Raw genomic sequence first — 17,761 nt, forward strand, 5'->3', positions numbered from 1 at the left:
TTGCACCCATACTTGAGCAAGACACCTATGCAAACTGCAATCAAATCCGATGAAGAACCAAATAATCGCTTGTTTTCTAATCTGGAATTTGATGGTAAGCGTCTAAGTCATCAACCAGGAAGCGTATTAGGTAGTACAGCATTAATTGCGGGAACTACGGTAGGTGCGGGAATTCTCGCCTTACCGGCGGTAACTTTACCCTCTGGTATTGTTCCATCCACAGTCTTATTAATTGCGGTTTGGGTATACACTTTAGTATCTGGTTTATTGATTGCAGAAGCCACAGTCAATACTATGCGGCTAGCAGGGCGTCCAAATGTGGGGATGTTAGCGATGATTGAGAACACCTTGGGCTTAATTGGTGGGCGAATTGCTGCGGGTACTTACTTATTTTTACACTATGCCTTACTAGTAGCTTACACCACCCAAGGCGGCGAGATTTTAGGAAATGCGATCGCTAATTTATTCGGTGTTCAAAATGCTGTACCTGCATGGGTAGGAACCACTGCGTTTACCCTGGTATTTGGTGGAATCATGTATTTTGGGCGAGATAAGTTTGTCGAAAAGCTAAATAGCGTATTTGTCGCCATTGTTCTGGCTTCATTTTTAGGACTATTATTACTCGCTGGCGGACAAGTTAAGACTACACAGTTTTTATTTCAGAATTGGAGTGCAGTAGGTAGCGCTGTATCTGTCATGGCAGTAGCCTTGTTTTACCATAACATTGTGCCAGTGGTCGTAACACAGCTAGAAGCAGACACCAAAAAAATTCGTCAATCAATTGTCATTGGTTCAGCGATTCCCTTAATTATGTTCCTAGCGTGGAATGCAGTCATTTTGGGAAGTGTTAGCCCAGATATCCTGCATAATGCTGGTAATAGTCAAGGAATATTTGACCCCTTAGAAACTTTGCGCTCTGGTGGTGCGGGAGAATGGTTAGGAGTGCTAGTGTCAATTTTCTCAGAATTTGCGATCGCCACATCATTCATCGGCTTTGTCTATGGATTGCTAGACTTTTTTCAAGAAATATTTTTATCTACGCAAATCCAATTTACCAGCCGCTTGCGCCTCTACTCCATGATTCTTTTACCAGCGATGAGTGTCGGTGTCATCAGTCCCAAAATTTTCTTCACTGCATTAGATTATGTTGGTACATTTAACATCTCAGTTTTAGGCGGAATCATCCCCGCATTGATGACATGGAAACAACGAAAGGAACATACAAATAAAGTATATCAATCACTCGTCCCCGGTGGTAAAGCCACACTCACTATCATGATTTTCATCGCATTAACCATCATCAGCAAACAGATTTGGTCAACAATCATTAATAATTCGTAATTCGTAATTCGTAATTCGTAATTCGTAATTCGTAATTCGTAATTTGTAATTCATAATTAAATTAACAAATGACTATTGACTATTGACTATTGACTATTGACCAAAATAATGACCAACCGTTTAATTAAAATCAGTAAATTTCTCAGCAAATATCTGCGCCATCAACCCGAAAGCCTGGGAATTAAACTAGAATCTGGTGGCTGGGTGAATGTCCAAGAACTACTAGCAGCTTGTGCAAAACATCAATTCCCCATTACCTTGCAGGAATTACAAGAAGTAGTGGCTAATAATGATAAAAAACGCTTTTCCTTCGACTCTACAGGTACTCTCATCCGTGCAAATCAAGGACATAGTGTAGAAGTTGATTTGCAGTTAGAACCATTGACACCGCCAAATGTGTTGTATCACGGTACAGGACACAAATCTGTGGAGTCAATTATGCAAACAGGAATTGCCAAAATGTCACGCCACCATGTGCATTTATCTGCCGATATTGCCACAGCTAAAACCGTTGGTGCAAGACATGGAAGACCTGTAGTTTTTGCTATAGATGCAGCCTCAATGTATCAAGCCGGTTATCAATTTTATTGTTCCGATAATGGTGTTTGGTTAGTTGATAATGTACCGCCTGAATATTTGCAAATAATTTGAAATTCTCCTCTGTGTTCTCTGCATTTATATAAATCTAAATCCGTAGGTTGGGTAGAACGTAGACGCGGAGCGGCTTCCCGTTCGACGAAGTCGTTCCCGAAGGGTAGGGTAGTGAAACCCAACATCTACAAGGTAAGGACTTACGCAAAAATTGCCAAAAAGCTTAATTTATCGAACCGCCGTCTCTGCGAGAGGCTTCCGCCAACGCGCAGCGTCTCCTCTTGGGAGAAGAATTCATAGAGTGTGCGTAAGTTCTAAAGGTATTAAAGCGTTGGGTTTCGTCCCTCAACCCAACCTACATCTAATTACCAATGACTAATGACAGCTATCTTTAATTGCACTTACCAGCTTATCAGTATTGTCACTGATTCAAGTTAGCTAAAAACTTGAATAGCATATATATGTAATGTAGTCGGGATAGAACTATGTCGGAATTGTCGCTTCATTGCCAAAATTTAAAAGAACAAGTTGAGTATATCCTAAAACTTTTACAGCAAGAACCGACATTTCGCTCTTATGAGATTACACCTATTCAAACTTCTTTAGATAAAGCGATTTCTCCGCAATTTGAAATTGTTTTTGCTGGTGCATTTAGTGCTGGTAAATCAATGTTAATTAATGCGCTGTTAGAAAGAGAATTATTATATAGCGCTGAAGGACATGCTACAGGTACAGAGTGTAAAATTGCCTATGCTGAAGCCGAAAAAGAAAGAGTAGTGTTCACATTTTTAAATGAAGCGGAAATTCGCGAACAAGCTTTATCTTTATGTAAAGAATTAGGATTTACCACAGTTGCTAATATTAATCAACCAGATGTCATTAATTTACTCAATCAAGGTTGTAAAGCAATTCTCCAACAAGAGGGTGGGGAAAATAAATCGGAACGCGCAAAACAAGCCAAGGCTTTAATGTTATTGCTGGAAGGATATATCGCCAATCGTCAACATATCCACACAGTTAATAATGCTACTTATTCAATGGCACAATTTAACTTTAGCAATATTAAAGAAGCAGCAAATTATGCGCGTCGTGGTAGTAATAGTGCTGTGTTAAAACGAATTGAATATTATTGTCATCATCCGCTTTTACAAGATGGTAACGTACTTATCGATACGCCAGGAATTGATGCGCCAGTTGAAAAAGATGCACAGTTAGCGTATGAAAAAATTCAAAATCCAGATACTTCCGCAGTGGTGTGCGTGTTGAAACCTGCGGCGGCTGGTGATATGACGAAGGAAGAAACAAAGCTGCTGGAAACGATGCGGAGTAATAATGGAATCCGCGATCGCGTTTTTTATGTTTTTAACCGCATTGATGAAACTTGGTATAATGCGCAACTGAGGCAACGTTTAGAAGATTTAATTAGCAGTCAGTTTCGCGATACCCACAGAGTTTATAAAACCAGTGGCTTATTAGGATTTTACGGCAGTCAAATTAAACAAACAAGTCAGCAAGATAGATTTGGTTTAGATTCTATTTTTGCAGCTAGCGTGAAAGCGATTAATGGTGTGGAAGAAACGCCACAGTTTGTCCATGAATTTAACCGCTACTGTGCTGGTGCTGGTAAGTTATCACCCAGTAAATTTAGGATTGCGGTAAATAACTTTGAAACTCCTAACGAGAACTATATTAGGATTTTAACTGAACAAGGTACGCCATTAATTTTACAGTTAATTCAAGATAGCGGCATTGAAGAATTTAGAACCGCAATTACGCGCTATCTTACCCAAGAAAAACGCCCGCAACTTTTCCTAAATTTAGCGGAAGATTTACAAGCTATTTGTATTCAACTGAAAAACAATTATCAAACTGTCTATCGGGAATTAGCAAGTCAACCCCAAGAACTTGAGCCGATGAAAGTACAGGAATTACAACGCCTGAATCAGCAATTACAGCAAGTTTCCAAAGACTTTACACAGCATATTACAGAAGAAGTCAACCATTTAGTTAATAATACCTGCGATGAATTTGAAGCCGATTTTCGCCAATTACAAGCCAGGATGATTCGCCGTTTAGATGAATTACTAGAAAGCTTTTCTGTAGCTGACGCTTATCGCCGCGCAACTCTCAGCCATCCCCGCAATGCAACTGCACCTTTACTCGCTATTTTAGTAGAAGCATTTTATTATTTATCCAATCAATTGGAAGATAATTTAATGATGTCTTCTCAGCATTTAATTGCTAATTTATTCCAGCAGTTAATCGAAAAAATTCGCAAATCCGAATATTATCGTCAATTATATAGTTTATTAGGTAATGATGGCGGCATTGAAGCTGAAGTTAAAATTGCCGAAAAGATGGTGTCTCAAGCTTTAATTATTGCTGCGAGTGTAGAGTGCGATCGCTTTGTCAGAGAAAGCCCCAGATTTTACGATGAAGGCACTTTTTCTATCTATCAATTCCGCCAAACATTACAGCAAACTTTTCAGGGTTACGACTGCGAAAGCATGATTGAAGCCGAACCAGCTATTAAGCAATTATTAAAATTAGATTTTGAGCCAAAAGTCTCTAACACCGTCCGTAAATCCTTCCGCCAAACCGTCAATCAAATCCTGAAAAATCAGTTATTAGAAATGGCGGATAATCAAGCAGATTATATCTTGCAGCAGAATCCCCAAGCCCGGAATTTTTTAGAAAAAACTCTCGAACAAGAAGCAGAGAAAAAGATTGCTAATAATCACCGTTTATTACAAGAAGTTAAACAGAAAATTGCTGCATATAATTTAGCTGCTTCCAGCATAAATACAGGGTTACAACTCATGCAAGTAAACGAGCATTTATTACCCTTAATTAAGGATGTGGAAGTAGTAGAAGAAAATATCGATCCCCGGACTACTAGCAACGGTTTTTTAATTTCTGATGGTTTATTAGATATTGTCGGGGAAAGTTAAAAGAGTCAATAGTCCATAGTCAATAGTCCATAGTCCATAGTCCATAGTCAATAGCTAGGATTAGGAGTTGTGTAAAAATAAGTTGAACAATTTAATATTTGTAGTGCGGGCAGCGTTCGACTGAGCGCTCACGCCGAAGTCTTGCCCGCTTTTGAACACCAGCGAGCAAGATGCTCACACTACTTATTTTTACTTGATGTCTGAGAATACCAGCGAGCAAGATGCTCACACTACTTATTTTTACTTGATGTCTGAGAATACCAGCGAGCAAGATGCTCGCACTACTTATTTTTACTTGATGTCTGAGAACACCAGCGAGCAAGATGCTCACACTACTTATTTTTACTTGATGTCTGAGAACACCAGCGAGCAAGATGCTCACACTACTTATTTATTGGGTATTTAAAACATTGGATGTCCCCTATTGTTAACAGTCAACAGTCAACTGTCAACTGTCAACAATATTAAGCGGAATAATTTATTTTTTGTAGTTCCCTTATCCAGCCTGAGAGGTAAAAATTTAGCTGGAGAATCAGCCTTTGAGAAAAGATAAAATATCGTTGTTTAGCTGTTCCTGATGGGTATTAGTTAAACCGTGAGGTGCGCCGGGATAAACCTTGAGGGTAGCATTCTTGACAATTTTAGCAGATGCGATCCCGGCGGCTGCAATCGGTACAATCTGGTCATCATCGCCATGAATAATCAAAGTTGGGACATCGAACTTTTTCAAATCTTCAGTAAAATCTGTCTCCGAAAAAGCCTTAATACAGTCAAATGTATTTTTATGACCAGCCAGCATCCCTTGCAACCAGAACCAATCAATCATACCTTGGGAGACTTGCGCACCCAGACGGTTAAAGCCGAAAAAAGGGCCGCTAGCTAAATCTTTGTAAAGTTGCGATCGGTCGCTTAGGGAAGCAGTACGCAAACCGTCAAACACTTCAATAGGTGAACCATCGGGATTATTCTCTGTTTTCAGCATCAACGGCGGTACAGCAGATATCAATGCAGCTTTGGCGATTCTACCTGTACCATGACGGCCGATATAACGCGCCACTTCACCACCACCTGTAGAGAAACCGATTAAGATAACTTCTTTTAAATCTAGGGTTTCTATCAACGTAGCCAAATCATCAGCATAGGTATCCATCTCATTCCCATCCCAGGGTTGACTTGAACGCCCATGTCCCCGTCTATCATGTGCGATCGCGCGATAACCGCGATCGGCGATATACAGCATCTGATATTCCCAACTATCAGCATTCAGAGGCCAACCGTGGCTGAAAATCACAGGTTGTCCAGCACCCCAGTCTTTGTAATAGATCTGTGTGCCATCTTTAGTGGTGATTGTACTCATGAAATTCCTCATAAATGGCTAGGGATTTAATTGGGTGAATGCAATTATTCAGCCAATACAAACTCAAATTTGCCCATAGTCGCAAGCAAGCAATTAAATAATTCACACCATTAATTAACGTGGCGTACTTTATCTTGCTTATTTGCCATTTTTTATATCCAAGCCAATTATGCAGCCTATATACCCACACTTAAAGCAAAAAAAGCAATATCTATCTTAAGAAGTACCTCAAAGGATAAATATCTACTCATATACTCACAAGTTCTTCACAATTTTTGCTTATTATGGAAATAAAAGCTCAAAACCAAGATAAATTCAAGAATTACAGCCCTGTATCTTTCGAGGAATAGCTAACCTCATATCAAGATTGTAGATTCCTATCTGATTAAATTTTCCTTAGCGATGTATTGGATACAAGAATGAGATGAAATCCCTTATTTCCAATACCAGCTATTTTGTCATAGCCATAAATTGTTTTTTGGGAAACTTTTACCCTGATTTCATAGAGCTTTGAAAGATTTTGACAACAACCTTGTAACACACAAGGGGGTTAAAGGATATGAAACGTACTTTAATTGTTACAGCTTTAGCATTAGCAGTAATTCTATTCAATCCCATTGCTGCTGCCTATACTAAAACTCCTGCTAATCGTAACTTAGATAGCATCATATCTCAAGTTCAGGAAACAGCAACTCTACCTGAAATAGTTACAGAAGGATTAGAACTTTATAAACAGGGAAATGTTGAAGCTGCTGTGAATAAATGGACTAATAGCATGATATCTTTGTTCAACGAAGTTTCTATGGATTCTGATCAGAAACAAGAACAGGTAAGATTGTTGAAAGAATCTATGCCGATGATTACGATGATGCTCAGTACTGTGAGAGAAAAATACGGAAATTGCCAGGAGTATTCAGTTATTAAGTCAATTCAACGTAATCCATATGTTCGCAGTATTTATCTTGAGATGAAACAGGAGAAAGGTTCTTTTTATATGGAGTTTATCACTGTAAAAACTGATAAAGATTGGCGGATATCTCATTATCATTTTAGTCCAGATATTGAAGATATCTTTCGGTAAATTAAGTGCGATCGCATTTCTAATCTACTAGGAAACAGAAGTGCGATCGTTCTACTTGCTTTTCAGGAGTATTAGTAAATGATAGAGACTAGCTTTTCAAAATCTTGGTAATCAATGATACGTTGCTTTTTAGAATATTTACTGTATATATCATAGTAGACTTTGTTATCTTGAAATCTGAAGAAACATCCTATTATAGGTAATGCCTCACCTTTAATTTGAAACACTACTTTGTTAAGTGCATATTTTCCATACTTCTGCGCCAAGTATATAAAACTTTCCAAATTTCCATTTACAGCTTTTTCAAAATCCAATATATCATTATCTGTTTTATTAGATTTTTGCGAAATTAAAGGTACTATATCTCTCAGACTATTGAAATAATCCCTATTAAAAACATTGCCAGTTTTTTCATAAGCGATAATCTGATGATAATTATATAAAATACCAATTTCAGAACCGGATTCTTTAAGATACCCTTCTATTTGCTTTTCATGATTAAGCAAAATTTCTTCTTCACGCTTCAATTCTACAATTACTATTGGAGGTTTATATGGTTGAAATTTTTCATTATTTGATTTTTTGTATATCTCTATATCATGATTATTAAATTCAACTTTTATATCAATTGTATTCGGAAATAGTCTGCTTTCATTTACCAAAAAGTAGAGAAACAATTGTCTTACTTTTTCTTCATGTCTTCCATCCAAAATAATCTCACTGGCTCTAATCAGACATCTTGTATATTCTGTGTAGTTTTTCTTATATATAATTAGTTTTCGATATATTTCTTCATTTAAGCTAGTCATAATATTATAGATTGTATACTTATAAAATGTTTAAGGGACACAATTGTATTGTATCCCTTTAGTTTAAAGTGCAATTTAAAACTGCTTACCGCCCATTATTGCCCAAAAAATGCAATATTTTATTAACTACTTTTTTCCAATGCTCTGTTGCTTTAATTTCTAAAACCCTATTTAAGTTTTCTTCAGCTTCAAGTTCACGCTTAAAGGTCTGGCATACATTATCTACATAATTTTTACCTCTTTGATCAATTAGAGTTTTCCAGAATTCTTTATTATTTTTTGGTGATAGTTTTCTTTTAGCTTCCTGTTCAACAGATCTACCTACTTTACTTATAAAGTCGTCATATAATGAGTTAAATTGTATGACTAATTCAGGAATGAGTGTCTTGAACGATTCATTTGCTGATGCCAGTTCATTTAAAATATTTTCTAACTCTTCTTTTACCTGTTTTGTAAACTTCTTCAACATTTCATCTTCATTCTTTCCTTGTGCAACAACCCTCATATCATAATAAATATTTATATGCCTGGGTTTGTAGTAACCGAAGTTTCTATTAATAGCACGTTTAGTATTCCATGCTCGATAAACTGTCCGATAATACTCAATATATTCATCAATAAAAACTTCATAAACAAAACTTGGTATTCTTTTACTCAAATCACGTAAATCTTTTATTTGTTGTATGGCTTTTTCAATAGCTTTGATTTCTGATACTGTCAAAGCCTCACCGTTTTTTATTCTTGTAAAGCTATCTCGAATATTTTTGATTTCGTCCAATAAAATATTTCGCTTACGCTCTACTATACCCGCTATAGCTGCGAGCAATTCATTTCTATCTGTCTGTACATCTTCTTCAGTGTAAAAATCAGTATTCAGCTTGACAATATCATCACGGTAGTATCTAAAAGCATCATAAAATAATATATTTTCTAAGAAAAAATCTAAATTTAACCTCTTGAAGGTATCTTGAATTTCTTGTTTTCTAATTTGAATACCTAAATTCCAGTCTTCATTAGCTCCATGCACTTTTTCAGGTTCATTTTTGTGAGGAAATACCAAAGTTATAAATCTATGGTGAAAATCTTTAGATTTAGATGAGAGGTGATAACTTATTAATTTACGAATATTAGCTTCCGGAGCATCCTTAAAGGAAGTTGCAAAAAGACAGATGGTATCTTGACTCTCAATATATGTCTCCAAATCTTGCCGAATTGGGATCTCATCAAGTCCTTTAGTATCAACAACTGACTCAAATTGAGATAAATTCGAGCCTGATAAAACATCATGGCTCACATAAATATATATTTTTCTAGGAATAGCAAATTCCTCCAATTGAGCATTATTAACAGCAGCAAAAGTACGTTTTATCCATTCTCGCTCATTAATCTGATTATCGTATTCAACTTTAATGGCGGTTCTAGATTCAAGTTTTGCATTACTCAACGCATTTTCTTTAAGTATCTCTATTCCTGATGCATCAAATAATTCTTTGGCTTTATCAATTAGTTTAAATTTATTTTTTTCATCATCAGAAATTGGTATAGAGCGTAACTTCATATCGATAATATTCCTAATAGCCCTTTCAACTTCTGGAGAAATAGTGATTTTTAACTCTGAATCATGATTATCTTTATTGGCAATATAGTCACAGAATTCGAGAATAATATTTTCCATCTCATCAACTGTGTAAGGTTCTATCTCTATGGAAGTTTTTTCTGCTGCTTTGATAATTACTTCACATATAGTAGTTTTGCCTGCTCCCGTTGAGAGTAACTCTCTGGTTTCAATTACATTGCGCGATTTACCACCAATATTTTTAGTAACTTTAAAGTCGCCTATTAAGTTAAAAAGATGGCAGATAGCTGTAGTTTTTCCTTCACCAATAGTGCCTATAAAAGCAATTTTATATTTATCTATACTTAGAATTTTTTCTATTTCCTCTAATCGCTCTAACTTAGATTTCAGATTATTAATGCAAATATAATTAGGTATATTAATTTCAGAATTACGGGAAATTTGATTGATTTCCTTATTCAAATCTAGTTTCAAGGATGCAATCTCTTCTTGCCAAGTAATTGTCAACATACTGTTTACCCTGTTTACATGCTACTGACTTGATATTTACAGTATGCCCAGTCTGATATGAAGATTTAACAAAATCCTGAATATATCTGCTAAAAATGCTCTGGGAAGGCTTTAATCATGATAAATCTTGCAAAATTCCTAATTTTCGCGTTCGTCTTTCCGCCTACTCTTCGAGAACGACTTCTCTAGGAGACACTACGCGATCGCCCAATGTGTAAGCTTTTCTAATGATTACTCAACAACGCCAAAATATTTATGCAACAAGTCTATTTTGGATCGCCCTATCTATCATCCCAAATAAAAAACCCTCACTCCTATCAATAAGCATTGAGGGTGAGGGTTTAGAAATATCACAAAGATTATTACACTCGCGCAGGTAAAGATAACCTTGCTGGCTGGGTTAAATTACCACTTGCACTAGGATTAACCTCATCTGCTGCTAACAAATCGCGAATTAATTTAGTTAAAGCTTTTTGCAACAAACGATTAGTAATTTGCTGACCTAAACGCTGTACTCCTGGATTTAAAATTAATTGCGCAAGCTGAGGCGCAAATTGCACTGGATCGAAACCACGGGTATCTCGGAGAATACTCAAAATTCGTTTGATATGCTCTAAGGTTTGTTGTTGTTCAACTGTGGCTGCGGGAGTTTCGTTAATTGAAGTAATTCCTACCTGTTCGCGCAGTAAATAGGTAAAGTTATGCAAAACATTTTTACCTACAGCATTGAGTCCATTAACAAACTCATCTACCAATTTGTCGCGAATAAAACCGCCACGTTCAGAAGCTAGAAAATCTACACCTTGATTAAGTACCAAATTGAAATCGTAGTCTTCATTACCCCGCGCATTTTTTAAGAGGTTTTCTAAGCGATTCCAACGGAATTTACCTTCTTTAAACAGTAAATCTTGCAATGATGCTCTCAATGCTGGTGCGGGATCGGTTAACAAGCGTTTGGCGACGTAAGGATAAGCTTCGCTCAACACTTTAAAGTTGGGATCGATAAATATTGCAATCCCTTCTAAAGTGACTAAAGAACGAATAATTAAAGCGTAGTAAGGCGGAACGCGGAAAGGATATTCATACATCAAAGCTGAGAGTTCATCGGTGATGCTTTTAATATTCAAATCTGCAACGCTTGCACCTTGAGCATCTGCAAAAACTCTAGCAAAGGCGGGAATAATTGGTGTTAAGTCGGTTTCTGGGGAGAGAAAATCTAACTTAACGTAGTCTTTGGCTAAACCATCAAAGTCACGGTTAACAACATGGACGATCGCCTCAATTAAACCATAACGCTGGGGTGGCTTAATCTCGCTCATCATGCCAAAGTCAAGATAAGCCAATTTACCATCAAAGGTGGCTAATAAGTTACCTGGGTGAGGATCGGCGTGGAAAAATCCATGTTCTAGCAACTGACGCAGCGAACACTGTACCCCCACTTCAATTAAATAACGAGCATCTATGCCTCTGGCTTTAATTTCCGGGGTTTGAGTTAATTTAATCCCGTTAATCCACTCCATCGTCAATACGCGACGATTGGTATATTCCCAGTAGATTTTTGGTACATAAATGTCTTTCAGATGACCATATAACTGGAAAAAACGCTCGGCATTTTCTCCTTCATGTATATAGTCCATTTCTTCAAAAATGCGATCGCCTAATTCATCGAGAATCCCAACTAAATCGCTACGTACTCGTTTAAAGCTTTTCTTAGCCCAACCAGCTATGCGACGTAAAATATATAAGTCAATGGTAATTCGTTCTTTTAAGTCAGGACGCTGGACTTTAACTGCTACTTCTTCACCAGTTTTTAGCTTACCTTTATAAACTTGTCCCAAAGAAGCCGCCGCAATTGGTGTGGCTGAAAGTTCTGTATAAATTTCCTCTGGGGGTGCGCCGAGTTCTTCTTCAATAAATTGGTAGGCAATTTCGTTGGGAAACGGCGGTAATTGGTCTTGGAGTTTGGTAAGTTCTTCTAAGAATACAGGAGGAACTAAATCTGGCCTTGTAGATAAAGCCTGACCAATTTTGATGTACGCAGGCCCTAATTTAGTTAATAATTCTCGCAGTTGTGCAGCACGGCGGCGGTCATTTTTCACCACAGTTCCCCGTTTGCTGTCCCACCACAACCCCAAAGCAAAGGAGAGTGTCGGCCCTAAAACAGCAAAAATCCGCCCTAAAACTTGGAGAGGTCTGTCTTGATAATGTGCTGCAATCTCTGCTGGATCGTAGCGCGTCATCTCAGTTTCTCTCTTATTGGTCAAGGCTCTTTGTTGCTCGGCTGCTATCAGTCTTGGCGATTTCACCACCAAGCCTTGGGTGTCATTTGTAGACACAACTTCAGCAACATATAGCTCGTCACGGCGGTTGTTGCTACCGCCATTGTCCTCCTCGATCGGTCGGGAAGCTGGGGGAAGTGTTTTCACAATCATGAAGAATGCCACCGGTCGAATTGATTATGTAAAGTATTGTAACAATATGTTTTACGTTCAGCACCCCGATTTATTAACAGAGAGCGGTTTTCTCTCCAGATTATCAGGATTTCTTAGCTGAGTTGCCGTTCAGCAAATAATCCTTAATCCAGGAGAGTGATTAAATTATATTTGTTATATTTGTTAAATTTTATCTGTCTTGCGGTTAGTGGGTTAGCTTTCCCCATCTCCTATGCCGAAAATTGTCAATTTCATTAGCGGACACCTTGACTTGACACCAGTAGAATTTGATACATACTACCGCCCGGAAATCGATCGCGCGATCGCAGAAAATGAATCTTTTATTGTTGGCGATGCTAAAGGTGCAGATACCCTAGCACAAAAGTATCTGATAGAAAGAACTCAAGCTGTAACTGTATATCACATGTTCGCCAGTCCGCGCAATAATCTTGGATTCCCCACCCGTGGCGGCTTTCACAGCGATGTTGAGCGCGATACCCAAATGACCTTAGATTCCGATCGCGATATTGCTTGGGTTCGTCCGGGAAGAGAGCGATCGGGAACTCAAGCCAACCGCGATCGCCGATTAAAAACATAAATTACGAATTATTATTCTGCTTCGCCAATTAACGTAAACGCAGACCAATATAAAGGATCGCTATATTTATCTTTCGCTGTTAACATTGCATTGCGTAATGCTGTAGCTTTGTCAAGACCTTGTTGCAGATTTTGATAAAATTCGGTCATTAAGAATGCTGTAGAACCATCATCTACAGCCCAGAGAGAAACCATCACGCTGGGAACGCCTGCGCTAATTAAAGAACGAGATAAACCAATTACACCATCCCCAGTAATCTGACCTCTACCAGTATCACAAGCACTGAGAACAACTAAATCTGCATTGATTTTCATATCTAAAATTTCTTCCGCAGTTAGCAAACCGTCATCTTTAGCAGATGGAGTTAAAGCAATAGCACTTCCCAACCCCCGGTTATCATCCAGTAAGCCATGCGTGGCTAAATGAATGTATCGCGCTTGCGGCATTTTTTGCGCGATCGCTGTTTCTGTGGCTTGATTACCTGTGATTGGTTTGGTTTTTAATAGAGGTGCGATCGCAATTGCTTCGCGTTCTGCTCCTAGTAAAGGCGGTAACTTGATTGGTTTTTCTCCTACTTTTAAAGCTACACTCGGCATAGTAGGATTACCGACTACCAAAGCTTCTCCTGTCCCGATTTTCGTTTGTCCATTTTTCAGCTTTTGCTTGCGTGTTAAATCCAATACCTGAATTGATGGGGCAGTTAAAATAGTATGTTTTTCAATTAAATATTTATTGTCTGCATCTTGCAGCGCGGGGAAAGGAACCAAAAACAGCGAACCTTGAGGTATAAATATTACCCGGTCGTTGGGGTTTTTGGGTAGACTGTCTGCGATCGGTTTAATTAATATTTCATGTAATTGCTTTAGGCGTTTATTTTGCTGAGTTTTATCTACATTATTATCAGCAACAACGATACCACCAGCCCGACTATTAATATCTACCACACCAATAGAAGCGCGAACACTGTTAACTAATGTGGATAAATCTATATTTTCTTTTTGCCATAAAGGTTTAAGGTCAACTTTGCGGAATGTGACTTCACCTGTAGGTTTAATTACCCAAATATATATTTCTGATTCTTGAGCTTGTGATTTATCTGCTATTTTGAAATCATCTGTAACTACTGAATATTGAACAAGTGTAGCATTTTGTAATTTGGCAATTTGTTTAATTTCTTTAATGTTTGGTGGAGTCGGGAATTGTTCTTTGGAGTTAGCAGATAATCGAGAAGCGAGTAAATCGACAAATGCGCGTCCTCGTCCGCGTTCAGCTATTTCTAAAGCAGCTTCAGTTTTATTTTGAGCAATGAGAACTTTTTGTAAAGTGCGATAAGTTCTACTTTGTTGCTCAAAAATTGAGACCTTCTCACTATCTTTTAATTCTTGACCTCGCAGAGATTCTAAAACTTTTATGCCTTCAAACAAGGTACTCTCTGCTAAAGTGAGATTGCCTTGTTTGTAATAAGAAGCTCCTAGATTATTCAGTACGTTACCCTCACTTTGACGGTCTTTAATTTCTCGTGCGATCGCCAACTTTTGTTGTAGGTACTCAATAGCTTTGGAGTAGTCTCCCAAGGAAAAGTAGGTAGTACCGATATTTCCCAGTGCTTTACCTTCTCCTTGACGGTCTTTAATTTCCCGTGCGATCGCCAACTGTTGTTGTAAGTACTCAATAGCTTTTTTGTAGTCTCTTAAGGAACCGTAGGTAGTACCGAGATTTCCCAGTGCTGCACCCTCACTTTGACGGTCTTTAATTTCTCGTGCGATCGCCAACTGTTGTTGTAGGTACTCAATAGCTTTGGGGTAGTCTCTCAAGGAATAGTAGGCAATACCAAGATTTCCCAGTGCTGCACCCTCACTTTGACGGTCTTTAATTTCTCGTGCGATCGCCAACAATTGTTGAGAGTACTCAATAGCTTTGGGGTAGTCTCCCAAATCAAAGTAGGCAATACCGAGATTTCCCAATGCTTTACCCTCATTTTGACGGTCTTTAATTTCTCGTGCGATCGCCAACAATTGTTGAGAGTACTCAATAGCTTTGGGGTAGTCTCCCAAGGAATAGTAGGTAAGACCGAGATTTCCCAGTGCTGCACCCTCACTTTGACGGTCTTTAATTTCTCGTGCGATCGCCAATTGTTGTTGTAGGTACTCAATGGCTTTTTTGTAGTCTCCCAAATCAAGGTACGCAGCACCGAGACTTCCCAGTGCTTTACTCTCACTATTACGGTCTTTAATTTCTCGTGCGATCGCCAAGGTTTGTTGTAGGTAATCAATAGCTTTTTTGTAGTCTCCCAAGTTACGGTAGGCAACACCGAGATTTCCCAGTGCTTTACCCTCATTTTGACGGTCTTTAATTTCTCGTGCGATCGCCAACAATTGTTGATAGTACTCAATGGCTGTTTTGTAGTCTCCCAAGTTACGGTAGGCAACACCGATATTGCCCAGTGCCCAACTCTCTCCATCACGGTCTTTGATTTCGCGATAGATAAACAGTGCTTGTTGCCAAGACTGCAATGCTGCTGTAAATTGACTGGTTTGAAACTGCTTAATACCTTGCTGAAACAATCTATCTGCTTCAGCTTTACGTGCATCTGTTGTTTGTGCTAAAACTCGCGATGCTGTTACCATAGGCAAATTAAAAACAGAAGAAGTAGAAACAATCGCTAATAAACAAACGAAAATTCCAAAGCTACTTTTATAAAAACGCATCATAAAATTATGAATTATGAATTATGAATTATGAATTATAAAATTAGCAAAAAAAGGCAGAGTAAGTATAGCAAAATAGCTATTGCCTATATACAGCGAATTGCAAGTTGGTGAGATACAAATAATCGTTAATTGTAGGGGCATTGGCACTGCCATGCCCCGAAGCGCGTACCTCATTTACCTGAAATATGCTGTATATTCTTCTGCCATCTGCCTCCTGCCTCCTGCCTTCTATTACGGCAAACCCACCAATGTAAACATCCCCCAATCCAACGGATTAGGATTTTGTTTCATCGTCGCCAACATCGCTTGCCGTAACGCCGCAGATTTATCAGAATTTTTACTCAAATTCTTATGAAATTCCGTCATTAATTCCGCAGTCTGTGCATCAGGAATATCGCCCAAAGTTCCAATTACACTATTTGCACCCGCCACAAAAAATGCACGAGATAAGCCAATTACACCATCACCTGTGATTTTTCCTAAAGCCGAATCACAAGTACTTAAAACCACCAAATCTGCTTTTAACTTCAGCTTATTAACTTCACTACTAGTTAACCAACCATCATCTTGACTCGATGGTGCAAACGCCAATAAACCAGGAATTTCTAAAGCTTGTGCTAAAAATCCTGTGGTTGCTAAATGAATCATCCTAGCGTTGGACATTTGCTGGACAACAGTTGTCTCTGTTGCCGCATCTCCAATTAAAGCTTGAGTATTATAGATATTGGCAATACTTTTTGCTTCCTTTTCTGTACCTGGTAGCGGTGGTAGTTGTTTAAATTTTTCATCCTCATATAACGGTTTATTAGGTAAGGTAGGATTACCAACTACCAGCACATTTTGATTAGCATTGGTATTTGCAGCGCTGCGTTTTGCTAATAAATCTAGAACCTGAATTGCAGGTACAGTAGAAATTGTATGTTTTTCAATTAAATATTTATTATTTTCATCTTGTAGCGCTGCAAAAGGTACTAAAAATAACTTATCTTGAGGAATAAAAATAACTCTAGAATCTGGATTTTCTGGTAAAATGTCAGCAATTGGTTGAATTAGTAATTGATGTAATTGTTTCCAGGTTAAATCAGAATTATTTTGTTTATTTTTCGTCGTTATAATCCCACCTTTATTTAACTCATTTCTCGCTCTACTTGTGGGTTGAATTTGCTTAATCAAATCTGCTAAACTTGTCTTATTTTTTTGTTGCCAAGCTTGTAAATCAACCTTACGTAAAGAAATTTCTCCATTCGGCGGAATTACCCAAATTACCAATTCAGAATCTTGAGTTTGTCTTTTACCATCAACAGTCACATCCGCCTGTAACAGAGAATATTGCACCAGGGTAGCATTTTGACTTTTAGCTACTTGCTTAATTTCCTCAACTCTGGGCGTATCTGCATTTTTTGTTGGTAAACTCTGAGCTAATAAATCTACTAAGGCTCTTTCCCTTCCGCGTTCAGAAATTTCTAATGCATCTGTGGTTTGATTTTGCGCAATTAGAGACTTGAGGAGATTTTGAGATGTAGGAGTTTGCTTTTCTAATATTGATGTTTTATTTATATCTTTTAAAGAAACTGACGATTTATCTAATGCTATAGTTGAGGCTAAAGGCAATGTCAAGCAAGTAACACAGCTAATAAATACCAGAGCTAATTTGCGTTGCATATTTTCCTATTTGTAAATAATTTTATTCGACAGTTTTCTCTAAATTTATCATTATACCTGGGGATGTAATCTCTGATGTTATGGGACATTTAATAATTGTAGGTGCATTGTGCTACGCGACAACACACCCCACATTATTAGC

The 17,761-nt window shown here is 37.9% G+C and carries 12 protein-coding genes; 6 read left to right on the forward strand and 6 right to left on the reverse strand.

Going from position 1 to position 17,761, the window contains the following annotated elements; all coding sequences use genetic code 11:
- The first annotated feature begins 27 nt into the window (after positions 1-27).
- The 4 genes from AACW45_RS21460 (at position 28) to AACW45_RS21475 (ending at position 5,289) form a co-directional block, all read left to right on the forward strand.
- The gene (locus tag AACW45_RS21460) at positions 28-1,341 is read left to right on the forward strand and encodes an amino acid permease (RefSeq protein WP_190634604.1); all 1,314 of its coding nucleotides are present in this window, start codon (positions 28-30) and stop codon (positions 1,339-1,341) included.
- Positions 1,342-1,449: 108 nt separating this feature from the next.
- The gene (locus tag AACW45_RS21465; protein ID WP_199331196.1) at positions 1,450-1,992 is read left to right on the forward strand and encodes an RNA 2'-phosphotransferase; all 543 of its coding nucleotides are present in this window, start codon (positions 1,450-1,452) and stop codon (positions 1,990-1,992) included.
- 425 nt (positions 1,993-2,417) lie between these two features.
- Entirely contained in the window at positions 2,418-4,883 is a 2,466-nt protein-coding gene (locus AACW45_RS21470; RefSeq protein ID WP_190634606.1) for a dynamin-like GTPase family protein, read from the forward strand.
- A gap of 151 nt (positions 4,884-5,034) precedes the next feature.
- Complete coding sequence (locus AACW45_RS21475) at positions 5,035-5,289, forward strand: hypothetical protein (protein ID WP_190634608.1); 255 nt, start codon at positions 5,035-5,037, stop codon at positions 5,287-5,289.
- Positions 5,290-5,415: 126 nt separating this feature from the next.
- Here the strand turns inward: AACW45_RS21475 and AACW45_RS21480 are convergent, their stop codons facing one another.
- Positions 5,416-6,240, reverse strand: coding sequence for an alpha/beta fold hydrolase (locus AACW45_RS21480; protein ID WP_190634609.1), 825 nt, complete (start codon positions 6,238-6,240; stop codon positions 5,416-5,418).
- A gap of 559 nt (positions 6,241-6,799) precedes the next feature.
- Here AACW45_RS21480 and AACW45_RS21485 point away from each other — a divergent pair.
- Positions 6,800-7,321, forward strand: coding sequence for a DUF4878 domain-containing protein (locus AACW45_RS21485; protein WP_190634611.1), 522 nt, complete (start codon positions 6,800-6,802; stop codon positions 7,319-7,321).
- A gap of 71 nt (positions 7,322-7,392) precedes the next feature.
- Here AACW45_RS21485 and AACW45_RS21490 read toward each other — a convergent pair whose 3' ends face one another.
- The 3 genes from AACW45_RS21490 to AACW45_RS21500 form a co-directional block, all read right to left on the reverse strand.
- Positions 7,393-8,130: a GxxExxY protein gene (locus AACW45_RS21490; RefSeq protein WP_190634613.1), complete on the reverse strand. Its 738-nt coding sequence runs from the start codon at positions 8,128-8,130 to the stop codon at positions 7,393-7,395.
- Between the two features lie 85 nt (positions 8,131-8,215).
- Entirely contained in the window at positions 8,216-10,216 is a 2,001-nt protein-coding gene (locus tag AACW45_RS21495; protein ID WP_190634615.1) for a hypothetical protein, read from the reverse strand.
- Between the two features lie 362 nt (positions 10,217-10,578).
- Positions 10,579-12,648, reverse strand: coding sequence for an ABC1 kinase family protein (locus tag AACW45_RS21500; protein ID WP_190634617.1), 2,070 nt, complete (start codon positions 12,646-12,648; stop codon positions 10,579-10,581).
- A 232-nt stretch (positions 12,649-12,880) separates the two neighbouring features.
- Between AACW45_RS21500 and AACW45_RS21505 the strand changes: the two genes are divergently transcribed.
- Positions 12,881-13,246 (forward strand): hypothetical protein, encoded by a 366-nt coding sequence (locus tag AACW45_RS21505; RefSeq protein WP_190634619.1) that lies wholly within the window; start codon positions 12,881-12,883, stop codon positions 13,244-13,246.
- Between the two features lie 11 nt (positions 13,247-13,257).
- Here AACW45_RS21505 and AACW45_RS21510 read toward each other — a convergent pair whose 3' ends face one another.
- Positions 13,258-15,954 carry a CHAT domain-containing protein gene (locus AACW45_RS21510; RefSeq protein WP_190634657.1) on the reverse strand — a complete coding sequence of 899 codons (2,697 nt, stop codon included), beginning with the start codon at positions 15,952-15,954 and terminating at the stop codon, positions 13,258-13,260.
- Between the two features lie 234 nt (positions 15,955-16,188).
- Positions 16,189-17,619 (reverse strand): CHAT domain-containing protein, encoded by a 1,431-nt coding sequence (locus AACW45_RS21515; protein WP_190634621.1) that lies wholly within the window; start codon positions 17,617-17,619, stop codon positions 16,189-16,191.
- Positions 17,620-17,761: the final 142 nt, after the last annotated feature.

This window comes from Calothrix sp. FACHB-168, from assembly GCF_963889195.1.
Taxonomy (GTDB): domain Bacteria; phylum Cyanobacteriota; class Cyanobacteriia; order Cyanobacteriales; family Nostocaceae; genus Aulosira; species Aulosira anomala_A.

Excerpts from the sequence above, each read along its gene's own strand:
- AACW45_RS21460 (WP_190634604.1), top strand. The coding sequence starts at position 28 with ATGCAAACTGCAATCAAATCCGATGAAGAACCAAATAATCGCTTGTTT.
- AACW45_RS21465 (WP_199331196.1), top strand. The coding sequence starts at position 1,450 with ATGACCAACCGTTTAATTAAAATCAGTAAATTTCTCAGCAAATATCTG.
- AACW45_RS21470 (WP_190634606.1), top strand. The coding sequence starts at position 2,418 with ATGTCGGAATTGTCGCTTCATTGCCAAAATTTAAAAGAACAAGTTGAG.
- AACW45_RS21480 (WP_190634609.1), bottom strand. The coding sequence starts at position 6,240 with ATGAGTACAATCACCACTAAAGATGGCACACAGATCTATTACAAAGAC.
- AACW45_RS21485 (WP_190634611.1), top strand. The coding sequence starts at position 6,800 with ATGAAACGTACTTTAATTGTTACAGCTTTAGCATTAGCAGTAATTCTA.
- AACW45_RS21490 (WP_190634613.1), bottom strand. The coding sequence starts at position 8,130 with ATGACTAGCTTAAATGAAGAAATATATCGAAAACTAATTATATATAAG.
- AACW45_RS21495 (WP_190634615.1), bottom strand. The coding sequence starts at position 10,216 with ATGTTGACAATTACTTGGCAAGAAGAGATTGCATCCTTGAAACTAGAT.
- AACW45_RS21500 (WP_190634617.1), bottom strand. The coding sequence starts at position 12,648 with ATGATTGTGAAAACACTTCCCCCAGCTTCCCGACCGATCGAGGAGGAC.
- AACW45_RS21505 (WP_190634619.1), top strand. The coding sequence starts at position 12,881 with ATGCCGAAAATTGTCAATTTCATTAGCGGACACCTTGACTTGACACCA.
- AACW45_RS21510 (WP_190634657.1), bottom strand. The coding sequence starts at position 15,954 with ATGCGTTTTTATAAAAGTAGCTTTGGAATTTTCGTTTGTTTATTAGCG.
- AACW45_RS21515 (WP_190634621.1), bottom strand. The coding sequence starts at position 17,619 with ATGCAACGCAAATTAGCTCTGGTATTTATTAGCTGTGTTACTTGCTTG.